Raw genomic sequence first — 17610 nt, 5'->3', positions numbered from 1 at the left:
ATTAGGCGGTTTTATTAAAAGTGAATTAAGCTATTTTTTTATACTATCCAAAGTGCGTTCATCGAAATATCATCCAAAGAGAACATCAACTATTTCAGGTTCTTCCTGATCAATTACTCCGTTCATAATGTCTACCCAGCAATCCAAAATCTCAATATGTTTAGACATTAAATTCAACAATTCTTCTTTTCTCATGAGAAGAAGTGTGCATTCAGTTCGAGCCAAGGCTGTGAAGCCAAATACATCCGAGTCTGTCAGATTCTTCTCCCCAAAAACCCCTCCCTTTTCACGCTCTGCCACTTTTTGATCATTCTCATAAATATCCACTGAGCCCTCCAATACGATGTACATCGACTCCATTCCACTATCCCCTTCTCGTATGATCGTAGAGCCCAACTTGACCCTCACTTCCTCCAGGCACTCGGCTATATATGTGATCAATTCACCTGGAATATGCTTAAATATTTCGTTTTTCTTGAGCTCAATAACCCGCTCAATCAGCAAAAGCTTTTGATGATAATCTTCATCTTCATGTCTATACACCGGAGGTAAGATAGCCTTATCGAGCTCCTTCTTAGTTGTAGGTTTCAGGCGTTTCGTATGCTCGTGGTACGACTCCTTATTGATGTTATACATTACAAAGGCTGCTGTTTGCAGCAAGAGTGGGTCGGGATTGAATAGGTTAGCTATCAGGTCAGCGGTAACATGATTACTCAATTGGCTGAAACGATACATAGCCAAAGCTTTGGTGTACCTGTTTATTCTATTGTAATCTCTATTAATGATCTGAAGCAACAAATCCTCATATGAATCAAAGTCTTCTGGTGGGTAGTGATTTTGCAGACGTGCTAGTCGCTCCTGGATTTTCAATTCATCCACTACAGGAATAAGTTTTGGCTTCAATTCTTCCTCCACAAAAATATCCATCATCTCCACCGCAAATGTGATACTTTCAGTAGTGCCATTCTGGATATTTTCCTTGGCAAGAAGCACACTTTGAGGATCATAGATCATACCCAGAAGCATGAAGATGTTATCATAGTTTTTGATGTCCTCTTCAACCATTGCCTGCTTGATGAGGTGATCAATTTCCTGCTCATCGGGGATTTCCAGAGAAGACTTTATGTTCCAGGCAATATCACCAATCTCACCCTCAACTGCTATTTTAATCCTTGCGGCCTGGAAATCCCTCGCAACAAATCCAATGTAGCTCAAAGAAAGGAGGAGTTGAGAGACAATTTTTCTATCTGGGAAATCGATTTTTTTCCAAAGTAACTCTGTAGCACCCCTACCCCCGATCCTACCCAATACCTGGATAATTCGAATCATGGTAGCGTGATACTGACCCGTCTTATAGAAGGCAGTGTCAATGGTGTGGAAGGCTGCTTCGCCAGAAGCCTTTAATGCTGACATTGCCACATTGCCGTAGGTTGCCAAATGCAGGTTTTCAATCAGAATAGGCCACAACTCCGGCCTCTTCACTTTGCCTGCCGTCATCATTGCTGCCGAGCGAACGTTTGGATTTATATCCCTCAAAAGCTCTACAATGAATGCAACATGTCTGTCCTCTGAGGCTTTTGCCAGCAGCCTAGCTCCTCTCTCCCGATCAATGGCCTCCGTTGACCTTACTAGTTCTTTAATAGAAACGTCTGTCAATACAAAGTCAGCGGCCTCTTTGAGTTTCTTGTATGTTGCCTTGGCTACCTCCAGCACATCCTCGTCCCCTTCAGTTTTGATATCCTTTTCTACAATCTCTACAGCTTCCCAGCATAGCCTATCTCCCAATTTTTGATAGGCAAATTTCCTCAAGATTGGAGAGCGGTGGTTGAGCAAATCCAGAAGCACAAACTCAAATTCGATCGGTTCTAATTTTTCGAAAATTTTCAGAGCGTTTAGCACTCGCTCAACATCCTTTGAGGCTACCTCGCCTTTTAGCATGTTTAAGGTATTTTTCTCATTCCTCTTTCCTTCTCCTTTGAGACTAGCTTTTTGCTTTTCAAGTGTTTTCTTCAAAGTGGTTTTGTATTCTTCAAACAACTTGCCAGCCATATAGATAATGCCTGCGGCAAGTGCCAGAATAAAGTATGAATAGTGGATAAGTTTGAAGAATACCAATAAACCCAAAGCCATCTGTGCTGCTCCGGCAAGGAAAGTGGCAACTTCATTAACTACTCCTTCTATTCGTGTTTGAATGTCAAATCGAATCTTGATATCTATCGGCAGGAAGAATAATTTGAAGGCCGGATTTTCCAGGGCATCTTTAAGGGCAGCCGTAAATAATTTACCCACAGATATCAACACGAAGAACATGATATACTCCGCACTCTTGGTTTCATAGCCAAAAATGTGACCTACAATGATTGCACCAACCGTGAAAAGGATCAAAATGAGTGGCATGGTCATCAAAGCCACCTTTAGTCCAAACTTTCCGATGATGATATCATTAATAAAACTTTGGATCAGGAATGACACCACGATAACTGTTCCTGAGAAGAAAGAAAGAAAGTTTGCAAGATCCTGCTCTTCCGGATACATGGTCTCCGTGGCACTTAGAAAAGTGTAGTCCATAAAAACAGATGCCCCCATAGAAAAGATCAGGAAGATGGACAACAACCTTAGATATTTATCCTTAATGAGGCTGGAAAAACTTACCTTCTCAACCTCTTCGCCATGCAGCACTTTGGTTGCTTTATTCAGGTTGTAATTGATTGCCAGGAGAAGTGTGAAAATAAATACCCCTAATGATGCGATACCTGATACAAAAAGCAAGTCATACGTTGCATTCATGTCAGTAGCAGCAATTAATACTGGTATACTGAAAAAGGCGATCATGGTAGCCATCAACTGCCCGGTATCAATCCCCCCGATTATTCGCTTACTCGCCCGAAGATCAAACACCCTACCAAAAACTCCCCAGAATCCCAAAAGGGTAATTGAGGTCACAGGACCAATCATTACGAAAAGAACAAATGGAAGCATTTGAAACTGACCGGTAACCTCCGTATCGTATCCAATGAACTCAAAAGCAGCCCGAATTCCACCTATAAAGAGTAAGATGACAAATGTGGTGGATATTACAAGTGTGGAAAAATTGATTTTCCGCTGTAGAAACACAAATAAAGCGGTAGAAATAATACCTGCACCTCCCGCAGCAAAAAAAGCCACGTCCAGCCATTCATCGCCGAGTACAGTTAGAAAAAGTGTCTCAGCACCAATCTGATAGGTGGCAAGCAAGATTCCCATGAAGAATCCCTTACCCAGAAGAAGAAGCATTTGCTTTTCTTCTCCTTGCTCTCCCCCTAAGAATTTTAAGAATGCTTGAACCACAGCTAGTGAATTTTTACAGGCTACAAATGTTAAATTAGGTATTTACCTGTAATTGTAGGAATAAATCAATAAAAGACAGCACTTAAGGGGTATTTACCTTGAAATAATTATATTATTTCTTTCTTTTCTTACTTTCCTTACTAGTGCTGCTGCCTTTACGCTTCAGGTTGGCGTCATAGTTAAAGAGATAGGCAATGCCGATTGTAGCTATGTTGTGGTAGTATTCAAAATTCTCCCTGTAATTCTCCCCTGCAAAATTTATATCCTGAACGCCATTGTTGGTTCCCATATTACTATGTACCCAGGTATATCGCAAATCCACCTGAAGCCTCGTGCCATTGGCCAGATCGAAGTACATCCCTCCGCCTGCTGTGAGCCCGAACTGTAAGCGATTGGGTTTGCTTACAAGAGCAGTCCCCCTATCTCCATCCAGGGCTTTGTCTGAATTGAAGGTTGTTTTATATTCTACGGGAAGTGGGTTGCCATCATCATCCATTATTGGAGGGTTCTCATTAAACTCATCCAGAAAGAGCGAGCCTTTACCTCCCAGCCAGTATGAAAGTCTGGGTCCGGCATTGACGTAATAATGAAATGGAACTTTTCCCAAAGTAACCCTTAGCATTACCGGCGCAGAGAGGAAGTGATTTGTCATGCTGGCGTTTACCAATTCCCCGCCAGAGCTCTTATCCTTTACCGTTTTGTCCACTTTTTCATATAGAAGCTCTGCATATACAGAGTACATATCTGAGGCCGTGTAGTTAAAAGCAATCCCGGCTTGAAAATTCAAATCCTGTTTTACATCGAAAGAATCCTTTTCGTAGGTACGATCCTGATACACATGATCGATATAACTAATCCCAACCTTGGGACCAAACCAATACTGCCCATGGCTGGAGAATGCAAAAAGGAGTGTAAGAATCGTACTGAAAATAAACTTCATATAGTTAGCGCTCTTTCACCTGTAATAATACGAAATACATCTCATTCATATTATGAATGCATCATTTATTCGACTATTTATTTTGATTGGCTCACTAATAGAAACACTCGGTTTCCTTAGGATATGCAGGGATATTTGTTACGGGTGATGCAAAATGCAATAAATTCTCTAATTTAGGGTTTAGATCAAAGAAATCATCACTACTTGAAACGATTAAATCTCTCCGGGATGGTTTATGTGAAGTGGGGTAAAAAAGTATCCCTCATTGGTGCCTTTATTTTTCTATTCTCTCAGGCCCATGCACAGCAGCCTCAAGTCTACAATCAGTTCTTTATGAACCCATACATGTATAATCCCGCCTATGCGGGTGTAGAAGGACACGCTGCTTTTTTTGTGATGTATCGGGATCAGTGGACCAATGTAGAAGGTGCTCCTCAGATATCCCATGCCAGCTTTCACGTGCCACTTCAGGGCGGGCTTGCACTTGGTGGAGCCGCCTTCAATATCACGCAGGGACTTCTGGCAACCTCAGCCGTAAAAGCATCTGCATCGTACCTCCTAAATATAGACCGGACCCACTTTCTTCGTTTCGGTATGTCTCTTGGTGCAGGTATAAATTCTGTGAACATTACCGAGTTTGATTCCCCGGGCGATCCGGCTTTTGAAAATTTTCTTGATCAGTCCACCTTCTTTATTGGGGATTTTGGGGTAGCCTATCACTTTGGCCACTTTAATGTTGGTGTTTCTCTACCAAATCTTTTTAGCTACAACCCAATTACACAAAAGGAAGTATCGGACATCAAATTCTCCCCTACAGACAATATTCTCTTCAAAATGAATTACCGGGGACACGTCAATGATGATTTTGCTTTCGAGCCTCACATTATATATAGGTATAGTAGCGTAATCCCCCACCAGATTGAGGGAGTGATGATTGCTCACCTGTACCATATTGTCTGGGTTGGTGCCGGATATAGGCAAGACGCTGGGATTACCGGACTTGTAGGTGCAAAAATTAAAGAAAAGTTTGCGGTGGGCTTTGCCTATGAACTTGGGAATTCTAACATTTCCTCAGAGTTAGGGCCTACGTTGGAAATCAATATTGGATACCACCTGGGGACAAAAAAGGATCATGCAGAGCATGTATCATCTTTTATAAAAAGTCACAGGCTATCTGCGGAAGAGAGAGCCAGGAAAGCAGAACTGGAGAGACAAAAACAGCTTGCCGCACTACAGCAAAGCCGGGAAACACCAAGCGATGAAGATGCATTAGAAATTGCAAAACCAACCGTTTTGGATGATCCTGAGCCGGTGGCAGAGGTGCCAACCGAAAAAGTGGATGATTGGGACCACCAGGAAGATCATGGAGAAATCACCAGAACAAATCAATTTGGTGAGGAAGAAACAGGAATCAGGCTGGAAAAACCGGCTGCAGGTGGAGACAAAAATGTAGTGATAAGCTGGGTGCCAAAGGCTGATGCGACAAACATGACTGTGGCGGCAGACGGCCACCTTGAGCGTACCCTTCCGGATGGCTCTAAAGAAATTGGTGTACGCTATGAAAAAACAAATCCTGATGGCAGTACCGAAAACATTATTAAATGGGATAAAGCAATCAATGAGTCTCAGGCAGCAACCATTGCATCAAATCCTGAATTGACCGAAGAGCACCATGAGGAAGTGGCCAAAGGTGACCCTGAGCTTACCACAGATTTCAGAACTCATGAGGAGCTCGCCACCTCCAATGATCACGTGGTAGTAAAAAGAGGTGATCACTTACTTGAACTTCCTGCCGGAAATTTTGTAATCGCAGGGGCATTCTCCGAGTTCCAGCATGCAGAAGATTACAGTGATGAATTATTTCAAAGCGGATATCATGACACCATTGTTGGCTATGTATCCGCCAGAGGCTACTACTATGTGGTGGTTTACGAATCTGGAAATATCTCGCAAGCCAGATCAAAACGTGACGAATTTAGAAAAACCTCCAAGCTTGCCAAAGCCTGGGTACTTCAAGTGAAAGACTGATGAGAAGAATATTCCAACTTGCATGTTTGTTCCCGGCAATCCTGCTGGCACAAAAGCCATTCATAAACAACATCTCCCCCACGCATATAGAGGTGGGGCAGACGGTTACCATCTCAGGATCTAACCTCAACAATGTAGACCTGGTTTACTTCGGGGGAGTTTCGGTGGTGCCTGCATCTTCCACGGCCAACACAGTAACAGCAGTGGTTCCTGCCGGTGTTACTCATGGATCTCTAACTGTTCAAACTTCAGACAACCATACCGTTTCTTCCGGACAGCAGTTTTTCATCAGTTTCAGTGGTTCAGACATTACCAGCTATGACAGTGAATTTTTGGTCTCCACAGGCCTCACAGATGTTTACGATATTTGCATGTGTGACCTTGATAACAACGGCCTCAATGACCTGGCCATCGCGCACAATGCAGGCTCGGGAGTAGAGGTGACCATCTATCAAAACAATACCGCTGGAACGGGCGCATTAAGTGGAGGGGATTTTACGTTGGCTCAAAGCCTAAATGCACCCAACAATAATACCGGGGCAATCGCCCTCACCTGTGGAGATCTTGATCATGATGGAGATCAGGATTTGGTCTATACCTCAAATGGGGTAACCAGTCCACGAGATATTTTTCTTTATAGAAATAACGGAAGTGGCTTTCCCTCCCCTTTCCCTGCGAATCCCTCCGCAGAATTCAAATTGCCAGCTGCAACCAGCGGTAACCGACTTCCCGGAAATGTTCGAATTGCAGACCTTGATAACGATGGAAATCCTGACATTATCGTTGGAAACGGCTCAGACAGGACATTCCATATATACTTAGGTAACGGTGATTTTACCTTTGGTTCGGCAAACCCGATTTCAATTACCGGACCAATAAATACCAGCTCACTCAATGTAGCTGATTTTAACAATGACGGCAGGTTGGACGTAGTATCCCTTCCATTCCGGGAATCTAATCAGGGAATTACCGTGATGAAAAATACCAGTCAGCCTGGTAGTGTGTCTTTTGTTCAGCAAACCGGAATCACATCGAATGCTCAACGGATCAACGTGGAAACAGCTGATTTTGATGAGGATGGATTGATAGATATTGTGGCCACAAACCAGCAGCTCGCAAGGGTGGAGGTTTATCGAAACACCAGTACGGTGAATGGAGACATTACCTTTGCCGCAGGGATCAATGTGACTATAACAGGGGCAGGCCCAAGCGGGGTGGATGTGGGCGATATGAATGGTGATGGACAGCCCGATCTAATCATTGGCTCCACCACAACAATAGATGATTTGTTTGTGATAGAAAACACATCAACAGGCTCTATCAGCTTTGCAACACCAACAGCCATCCCAACGACCAATACCAACCAAAATGTGGTAGCAGGTGACCTGAATGGTGATGCCCGTCCGGATATTGCTTTCGTTCATAATATTGCATCCGGACAACCAGGAAGTCTGGGGATATTTTTGAACAGAAACTGTGTAGAACCAGAGATCTCACCGAATAATCTGGAGTTTTGCTTAAATGACCAGTTTACCCTTTTTGCGACTAAGACTGCCGGTGCTACCTATGACTGGCAGATAACCGGAGGAACCGGAACCGTAGACAACAACAATGGTGATAATGCTGACATCACGATAACGGCAGGCACTACAGCTACCGTTGAAGTAACCATAACTCATGATACCGGCCAACCATACGAATGTGCTTTAGCTGGAAATGCGACCTTTACATTAGTTGGCGGTACACAGCCTGCTTCTCCTACTTTTGATGCCGGGGCTTCTGACAATATATGTGTAGGAGACAACTACAGCATAAGTATTTCCGGGGCAGACAGCTTTGATGAGTTTGAGTGGACCAAACCAGATGGAAGTACAGAGGTGATCGTTCCAGGTTCCCCTACCACAACCTCTTCACTAGACATTACAAATGCATCACTAAGTGATGCCGGACTATACACTGTAAGGGCACGAAAAAATGGCGAATGCTATTCTGAAGAATCTGCCACATTCAATCTGGAAGTAAACCAGCCACCGCTGCTGGAAATAGTGAATGATAATCTGGATAATTTCTGTGCAGGTACATCCATTACCCTGAGAGTTCCGGATTTCACTGGTGACTTCACGTATCAATGGCAAAGAAACGGCTCTGATCTGGGAGGACAAAATGGTGCTACACTTTCCGCCAACCAAACGGGTAACTACACCGTGGAAGTAACCGATGCAAATACCTGCCTCTCTGAAACCGCTGTTTACTCTGTAAATGAAGTAGCCTTGCCAACCTCGGCAGCAGATGGCCCATCGGAAACATGCGTGGGATTTCTCACCACATTCACCTCTTCCTCCACAGGAGCCGGAGGATTTACCTTACAATATGAATGGATCGTGAATGATGGATCTACCGATATTCACACAGCCACAACGCAAGATTTGGATTTCAGCTTCCCTTCTTCAGGAGCATATACAGTAACCCTCAATACCTCCTACCCAGACACAGAAGTGTATGCCGGTGGCGGGGGCGCTTTGTGCGAGGATACCGATGTAGTTAATGTGACTGTCTCTGATGCCCCTACCATTACCTTTGATGTGACAGATGGAACAGAAAAGTGTCCTAGTGATGTCATCACTGTCTCGTTGACCAGTCCCTCCAGAGGAACCATTGACACCTATGAATGGGCGGTGGTGGATATGGCAACCTCAGATACTGTCTCCGAATCCAGTACGTCCAGCATTGACGCAAGCACCCCGCAAGGAATTGATGGTGTTTGGGTTATCTCACGAGTAACCACTACGATCGGTTGCCAAGTTCAGGATACCGTCGATATTTTAAATTTCAGCAACTCAAATTTGGCGATCGATGAGGGTCTTGAAGCACTTACAGATGGAAATGACACAACGGTTAACGGAGTAGTCTATCCACTCATTGAAATAGCGAATGCCAACTTCATTGAATTGAATGCATCCGGAGGATCAGATTTTAGTTGGGAAACCGGAAATGGAGCCTCTGATAATTTCAACAATCCAAACGGAACTACCACCACGTTCTTTCCCTCTCAACCCCTAACCTTGGTTACCCTATCGGGAACAGATAATAATGACTGCGACGAAACATACACCATAGCGGTATTCCTTGACAATTTCAGACCCAGAAAGACCTTCTCTCCGAATGGGGATGGCATGAATGACTGCTGGGAAATTCTGAATATCGGTGACTTGGGTACTGCCGCGGGATGCAAAGTGTATGTATTCGATTCAAGAGGAAGGAACATCAGTACAAAAGAAAATTTTGAGTCGGGTGATAACTGCGTTTGGGATGGAAATTTCAATGGATCTCCTGTACCAGAGGGAGTCTATTATTTTGTGATGAAATGTCAAGATTCCAATATGACCAAATCCGGTAGTATTTTACTTGCCCGATAATCCCCTAATCGTATAATTTCGACCTGCCAAATAGGCGGTTGGTCTAAAAGTTAACTTTAAATAGTTATATTATTTATTGATATAGTTCATAATTTCATTATATCCATAACTTTACCTTGACTCAATATACCTTTTGATTTTCAAGGGGTTTATCTAGATTACTAGAGGGTTACATTATACAATTAAAGTGTATCTATGTCCGTATCCATTTCAACTAATACCATGAAATGTCCACATGCTAAACACAACCAATCTGATATCAACAGCGATGAAAATCCCGAAGCGAGCATTGGTGATTGGCTACCTGGACATTCCATGTGCTCATTAAGAACAAACATTATGCACATGAAAAGCTACCTGAAGTCAATTTTCATTTTCTTCCTTTCATTTACCTCCATCCTTGCATCCGCTCAGGAAATCTGCGACAATGGCATAGACGATGACGGGGATGGCCTCATTGACTGTTATGACGGACAATGCTCTGACACGGGAGCTTGCGAAGACTTCTTCTTTGGCAATAGTGTGAATTGTGCTGATGAAATCGATGTAACCACTTTTGCCATCAGGCGGCAATGGGGATCAGAAGATGGCAGTGCAAACAGCCACGCCACCCCGATGGTAGGTGATCTGGATGGAAATGGAATACCCGAAGTAGTAGTTACCAACAAGCAAGCGAGATCAGTATTCATTTTGAATGGAGCTACCGGCGCAACTATCGCCAGTACCACGTTCGGGTTTGATCCGGAAAATGCCCCGGTACTTGGGAATATTGACGGTGATGAATTTGGAGAGATTCTGGTTTCCCAGGATCAAGGAGATGACATGATCATGTTCAATCATGACCTTACCATTCTATGGTCCGGAAAGTCTTCCCGAAATGATGCCATCGGTCTGCCAGGGTTTGCTGACTTTGATGAAGATGGGGACGTGGAGATTTATTACAGAAATGAAATTGTGGATGCGGCAACTGGTACGATTATCGTAACCGGCACCAATTCAGATTGGGAAAGAAACTTCACCCACGGATCCCTTGCCGTAGATTTATTGCCAGCATCAGCTTGTGCAGATTGTGCCGGGCTTGAGCTGATTTCGGGAAATGAAGTGTGGGCCATCAATGAATCAGCGGGAACACGAACTCTCGTGCGAGACATGGATGATGATATTCATGATGATATTGCCAGTAATCTTAACTACTATCCAAAATACTATTCCAGCTGGGATGATCAATGGTCTACAGTATCCGCAGCTGATTATAACCTGGATGGAAACCTCGATCTGATTATTACCGGGGCACTGGGTACCAGTAGTGAGCAGTATAATGGTGAAACGACCATTTTTTTCTGGGATGTGACCAATGGTAATGTCATTACCTATCACGATCCCAGCAACAACTTCGTCAGAGGGCCGGGTCGGGTAAATATTGGGGATGTGGACGGAGATGGCCAGCTCAATGCCAACTTCGTGATGAACCAAAAGCTTTATTCCCTGGATGAAAATTTTAACGTCCATTGGATTCACCCAATTAAGGAAGGGTCATCAGGATTTACCGGATGTTCCCTTTTTGATTTTGACGGGGATGGTGCTGTTGAGGTCGTTTACCGAAGTGAGGAGTCCTTGCTCATCGTAGATGGAGTAGGCAATGGAGATAATACCACCACAGAAAGAAGGGAAATTGCGTGCGTATCCAGAACACAGGAAGAATACCCCGTCATTGCAGACGTAGATGGTGATGGAGCAAGTGAAATATGTGTCACCTGTTATTTCAATAATTCAACGCCGTTTAATCCATATGAAAATTCTGAGTTTTCACACGTTCGTGTATTTGAGTCTGACGGTGAGGCATGGATGCCCGCTCGTGGTGTTTGGAATCAGCACGGATATTACAATGTAAACATCAATGATGATTTGACCATACCCCAGGAGGTACAGGATCACTCCCTGGTCTTTTCGGATGGACTATGTGCCTATGCAGATGGAAGTTTAGTTCCTTTCCCAAGTCGTCCGCTTAATACCTTCCTGAACCAAGCCCCCATACTCAATGAAGATGGCTGTGTGGAGTTCGCATCACCAGACATTGATTTTATTGGAATTGTTTCAGCAACTGATGCGCAATGTCCAGATGCTGAAATTACAGTTGAATTCGAAATAACAAACACTGGCGATATAGGAATATCTGGAAACCTTCCTGTCTCCTATTATGCCGGGGATCCCAGGATTGCTGGAGCTACATTGCTGGATACAGAAGTGACATTCTTAACAAACTTTGAGGTCGGCGAAACAGTTACAATCACTCAAACAATTTCTGGTATCGGAGGAAATTTTGAGCTCTTTGTAGTTATCAACGATGCTGGTGGTACTCCTCCTATTTCTGTGCCCTTACCTACGGCCTCCATTCCTGAATGCGAAACTGGAAACAATATCCAAAATACACTGGTAGGATTTCAATCATTTGATCTTACCGTAGAAAAAATCAATGACAACAGAAAGTGTGTTCCCACAGTGCCCGACAATGCCAGTGCCCGGGCATACTATTTTGGTCCTGCTCCAGGGGCTACTGAAAATTTCTGGGTAGAAAACTTTCAGGATCGGACTGATGGTGCTCAATCCGATACAGACGGTACCTCCTGGACATCTGATGGTGGCACGCAAAGCCCAAGTTTCTTTGGAGTAGCCACTTACAGCGGTTCCAAAATGTTCCGTGCATCCGGCACGGGCACATCCAATGATGTGGGGGTCGTCACCTGGACTTCTCAGGATATCGACATTTCAAATTATACAGACCTAAGCGTTACGGTAGATATTTTTGAAAACGGGGATCAGGAAGGTTCCGGTGAGTGGAGAGACTGGGTACGGGTCAGTTATGAATTGAAAGATGGTGGTGGTGTAGTGACAGAATCCGGAGAGCTGGGCAATGGTTTCCAGATAGGAGATTTCACTTTTGCCCAGGCTTTAATTGGAAATCTCAATGCTGATGGCTCGAACGCCTCGCTCGTTATCATAGCTGAAATCCATAATACAAGCTCAACTGAACATCATTACATAGATAACATCGTGGTAGATGGAACCGGGCCAGACATCACAGCAGAGTACACCGAAGCAGATGGTTTCGTTTTCAACTGGTACAATGACGATGACTACAGCTCCCCCGTTTATACAGGCAGCCAGTACCCTCAGATGGCTGATGGCATCTATGATGTGATAGGATACTATGAAACTACCGAATGTTATTCAGATACAGTAGAGATTGAAATTCAATTGGTTGCTCCATTGGTTCACGCTTGGGCATATGAAGTAACGAGTGAGACCAATTGCGACCTACCTAATGGATCTGTTGCAGGCTTTGTCTATACCCAAACCACGGATGGTACCTTCCCGGCAGACCCGGATGCTGGCAACTTCCCGCTCGATTCATTGTATACAGATGATGGGTACGAATTTGAATGGTTTTTGACTTCTGACCTTTCCAGTACAATCATTGCCACCGGCGATACCTTAACTGATGTTTCTGCTTCAAACTATACCGTCAGAGTGGTTCAAACGCTAACAGGTTGTACTGTTGATGCAGTTGGTGAAGTAACGAGTACGTTAGTGAAACCGGATGCTGACAATATAGACGTTGTTATCACCAACATCCAAACATGTGGTGGCACGGGTACCTTGTCCGCAAGTATTGGAGGCAATACAGCCGACTATACCTTCTACTGGTATGATGGCGTAGGCGTCAGGCCTACCCCGGACTTCACCGGGCCGGTTTACACGGTTTCCGATATTGGAAACTATACAGTTACTGCGGAAGAAAATTCTTCAGGATGTGTTTCTGAAAACTTCCAGGTTGTAGTGATGGGTGATGACTCCAATGCACCGGTCATGACGGCTGCTGAGATTCAGCCAAACTCCACCTGCGGATTGAACCCGACAGGTATTGCTGAGGCAACCGTAAATGGAAACGTAGGTGATCCGGGATTTGAATATACCTGGTATTTGGGGGTAAATACCATACCTGAAAATGAAATTCCATCCGGTTCATTCCCTAGTGCATCTTTCGGTGCTGGAGAATGGGAAATGACAGGACTTAGAGAAGGAACTTATACCATCGTAGTAGAAGAAACAGCTACAAGCTGTATGGACACTACTACCGTTTATATCTCCGATAATTTCGTTGAGCCGGAGTTTGCTTTAAACAACGAAATTGATACAGAAGATGCAATCAATCTTGTGGGTCAGGGATATGTAGAACTGCCACAGCTTTTTGGTCCTGGGCTTGATGTTGAAACTGCGTTGACGATCTCCTACTGGGCAGATTTCACCTCCGCAAACTATGCCAACGATCACCGCACATTCTCTTCTGGAGCAACAGGTGAAAACCAAACCTTGCTTTGGTCAGACAATCATGACGGGTTGGCCTTTGTGGTGAAAACAACCGGAGGAGGACGAGGAAGGATCAATAGTGCCTACTCAGCAACGGGCTGGACCAACGTAACCGGAACATGGGATGGTACAACGGGTGAGATGAAACTCTATGCCAATGGTGTGGTCATAGGAGAAAGTAATTTCGTTGGATCAGGCATACTCAGAAATGCAGGTCCGAATATGTTCCTTGGGCGAGACGCAAACCAAAATTATGGAAAGTTTCAGGGAGTCATAGATGAGCTTCGAATCTTCAATACTGTCCTGGATGCATCAACCATCAACCAGTACATGTGCCAGGAGTTAACTGGAGCGGAACCCGGACTTGTGGCGTATTACAATTTCAACAATATCCCTGGAGCCCCGGCTGTAGGAGATGGTGCGAACGTGCCTGACGAATCAGGAAATGGTAATAATGGCACAGCCACCTACAATGGCGGCTCTGTAAATACCCTCACCGCAGATATCGAATGCCCGGTGGCAGATGCTATAGCAAATACTTCTTGTGATGCCAGCTCACCAAACGGTAGCATTGATTTAAGTAGTTTCATCACTCCCCCGGGAGCAAACTATACCTACCGGCTGTATGAAGGATTTTCTACAGATGTGGAATTAGACAATAATTCTTCAGGCCTTTTTACAGGACTGGCAGGAGGATTCTACACATTAACAGCAGAAGATGATGTGACCGACTGTATCACTCCTCCCGTTACAGTATCACTTGCGGATATCCCGGATCATCCAAACATTTTTGTGGATATCACAGATGATCCGAATTGTGGTACCCCTGGCGGAGGAGAAATTCTGGTAACAAGTTCTTCCAATGTGGTGGAGCCGGTTTCCTATACCTACGAGTTGTACCAGGGGCACAGCTTTGCCACCCCTATCGGCGGCAGCCCTACCGTGAATGATGGTAGCACAGGATTTACTTTCACCGGACTTGAAGATGGAAATTATCGAATCAGCGTAACCAATAACGATCTTACCTGTGATGATTTTGTAGATGTGGTTGTAGGAGAGGTTTCTACTGTTCCCGTGTTCTCAGCTACACGAACAGTCAATGATAATACTTCATGTGATGCATTAGCTCCTAATGGATTCATCTCTGTCAGTATAGTTGAAGTAGGGTTTGATCCAAACGATTACATATTCACATGGTATCGGGGTGATGATTCCGGTGATCCGGTTGAGGCCGGACCAACCGCAGGATTAAATTCTTTGAGTGGACTGGATGCCAGCGACTACACAGTGGTAGCCCAAAGCGTAGCAACAGGTTGCGAAACAGTAGAGCTGACGCTTACTGTAAATGATGACCCATACGTTCCGTCCCCTTCCATTGAGGAAGTAAGTCCACAGACAGATTGCGGAACCGGAAATGGCTCGCTCAGAGCATTTATAAACGGTCCAGACGCAATTGTGCCATGCATTGAGTGTGTGGAAAGCGATGGCTTCTCCTTCCAGTGGCAATTGGACGGAGTAGATCTGGTCAATGGTGGCACGGCCGCCAATGGATCAGTACCATCCGGAGTTAATACCAGCACTGTATCCGGCCTTATTGCAGATGAATACACGGTTATCATCACCCATGATGATACTCAATGCTCCGTTACTGAATCATTTGTCTTGTCAGAAAATCAGCAATTTCCTATTGCCACGTTGGTAGGCACTAATCCGAATACAGGATGTATTCCTGCCGCATATGATGGAGAAATCGAAGTAAGTGCCTCCCCTGCCGGAACCTACGATTTTCAGCTTCTGGATGAAAATGGAGATGTAATCCCAGGAGTTGGAGTTATTTCCGGTGCATCGGCTACATTCCAGAACTTAGGTGAAGGAACCTACAAGGCGGTGGCTACAGGAGCCAACTTATGTACATCTGATACGCTCAATGTGAACCTCACACTCGTACCTGCAACCCCTTCTCCAAACGCGGTAGAAGATGAGCCAAGCACCAGCTGTAATATTGGCAATGGCCGAGCAATTACTGATGGGGATGGTGCGGGCAATGTCCTTGGATTTACCTACGAATGGTTCTTGGGAAACAATACACTTCCTGCTAATGCGCTTCCGGGTGCGGCTAACCCAAATGCTTTCCTTGTAAATAGCGAACCTTATCACCTTGGTGGGTTAGAGCCAGAAATCTATACCGTTAGGGTGACTGACGATGCAAATGGTTGCTCCACTATCACAACAGTTGAGGTTACAGATGCCAAGGAAGATCCACTCCTAGTAGATGAGAGTGATATTGTGATTACCAATCAGACAACCTGTGACCCATCCAATTACGGAGGATCAATTGATATCACACAGGTACTTCAAAACCCTCAAACAGTTTCCATCAACAACATCAATGGAAGCTTCGAGAATCCTGACATTTTAACAGCGTCCAACCATGAACAGTCATTTGATGGTGGAAGAATCAAAACCTTCGATCAAAGTGATATTAGCGGCTGGTCTACTACTGCCCCAGATCAACGAATAGAAATCTGGAATGCAACAAATACTGTCAGACCACATGCTGCATACGAGGGCAATCAATGGGCTGAAATTAATGCCAATAGTGATGCGGCTCTGTATTTTGATCTGAATACCCAGCCAGGAGTTGAAATGATTTGGAGATTCGCCCACCGTGGAAGATCGGGTGTGGATGAAATTGGACTTTATATAGGCCCATCAGGTGGTGCACTTGTAGAAATAACAACGGAAACCTCCAATAACGACCAATGGTATGTATATGAAGGAACATATACAGTTCCTGACGGGCAATATTTCACAAGATTTGAGTATCGAGCTATTGCAACATCAGGTGGTAACAACTCTGTAGGAAACTTCATAGATGGTGTGGAATTCTTCATGGACCCATACACCTATGAGGGAGAATTAGCAGACGGATCCGGTACCCTGATCTTGGATCCTGAGAATGATGGGATATTTGATAACCTGCCTGCAGGAGAATACCAATTTACCGTAACAGATAATTACACCGGTTGCTCATCTGAGATCATTTATGTAACTGTCGAGGATGATTCTGAAGTACCTCTATTTCAGCCAGCAGCTCTGAACGCAGGAACGTTTAATAACACAGTCTGCGATGAAACACTTGCCATAGGCACTTACAATGGGGCAGTTACCATGGAGCGCCAGGATGCCAACCCAGATGTGAGCAACTTCCAGTTCACGTGGTACGATGGTGCTGGAACGAGTACACCAACTTCATTTGCGGTTAACAACAATGAGCTATCGGAACTACCAGGCGGTATCTACACAGTTGAAATTCAGGATTTAACGACCCTTTGCGATACTACCATTCAGGTAACCATCGATGACCTGCCAGATGCCGATGTGGTCAATTTTGACTTATCTGCTGATGCCGATAAAACAGATGACACACTTTGTAACGCTGATAATGGTACCATCACTTTTGATGAAACCAACCTCAACGCTGTTGGAGGATCAGGTAATTATGAACTAAGAGTTCATATTGGAACGTCT

At 44.5% G+C, this 17610-nt stretch carries 5 protein-coding genes; 3 read left to right on the top strand and 2 right to left on the bottom strand.

All coding sequences use genetic code 11. From position 1 onward, the window contains the following. Positions 1-69: 69 nt before the first annotated feature. Both RLN88_RS10615 and RLN88_RS10610 read right to left on the bottom strand, forming a co-directional pair. A complete protein-coding gene (locus RLN88_RS10615; protein WP_350221377.1) occupies positions 70-3327 on the bottom strand; it encodes a cyclic nucleotide-binding domain-containing protein in 3258 nt (1085 codons plus the stop codon). Positions 3328-3439: 112 nt separating this feature from the next. Further along, complete coding sequence (locus tag RLN88_RS10610; protein ID WP_350221376.1) at positions 3440-4267, bottom strand: porin family protein; 828 nt, start codon at positions 4265-4267, stop codon at positions 3440-3442. A 204-nt stretch (positions 4268-4471) separates the two neighbouring features. Here RLN88_RS10610 and RLN88_RS10605 point away from each other — a divergent pair, with 204 nt between their 5' ends. The 3 genes from RLN88_RS10605 to RLN88_RS10595 all read left to right on the top strand — a co-directional run. After that, on the top strand, positions 4472-6295 hold the full coding sequence (locus tag RLN88_RS10605) for a PorP/SprF family type IX secretion system membrane protein (RefSeq protein WP_350221375.1): 1824 nt from the start codon (positions 4472-4474) through the stop codon (positions 6293-6295). Continuing rightward, entirely contained in the window at positions 6295-9711 is a 3417-nt protein-coding gene (locus RLN88_RS10600) for an FG-GAP-like repeat-containing protein (protein WP_350221374.1), read from the top strand. The genes RLN88_RS10605 and RLN88_RS10600 overlap by 1 nt, the downstream gene beginning before the upstream one ends. Positions 9712-10056: 345 nt before the next feature. Then, on the top strand, positions 10057-17610 hold a 7554-nt coding region (locus tag RLN88_RS10595), incomplete at its 3' end, for a LamG-like jellyroll fold domain-containing protein (RefSeq protein WP_350221373.1).

It is taken from the genome of Ekhidna sp., assembly GCF_040223195.1.
GTDB lineage: Bacteria > Bacteroidota > Bacteroidia > Cytophagales > Cyclobacteriaceae > Ekhidna.
Note: the sequence above shows the minus strand (reverse complement) of the source record. Positions and strands in the feature narration are given on the sequence as shown.

What these genes read in the sequence shown, in the direction of transcription:
- RLN88_RS10610 (WP_350221376.1), bottom strand. Translation starts at nt 4,267, where the DNA reads ATGAAGTTTATTTTCAGTACGATTCTTACACTCCTTTTTGCATTCTCC.
- RLN88_RS10600 (WP_350221374.1), top strand. Translation starts at nt 6,295, where the DNA reads ATGAGAAGAATATTCCAACTTGCATGTTTGTTCCCGGCAATCCTGCTG.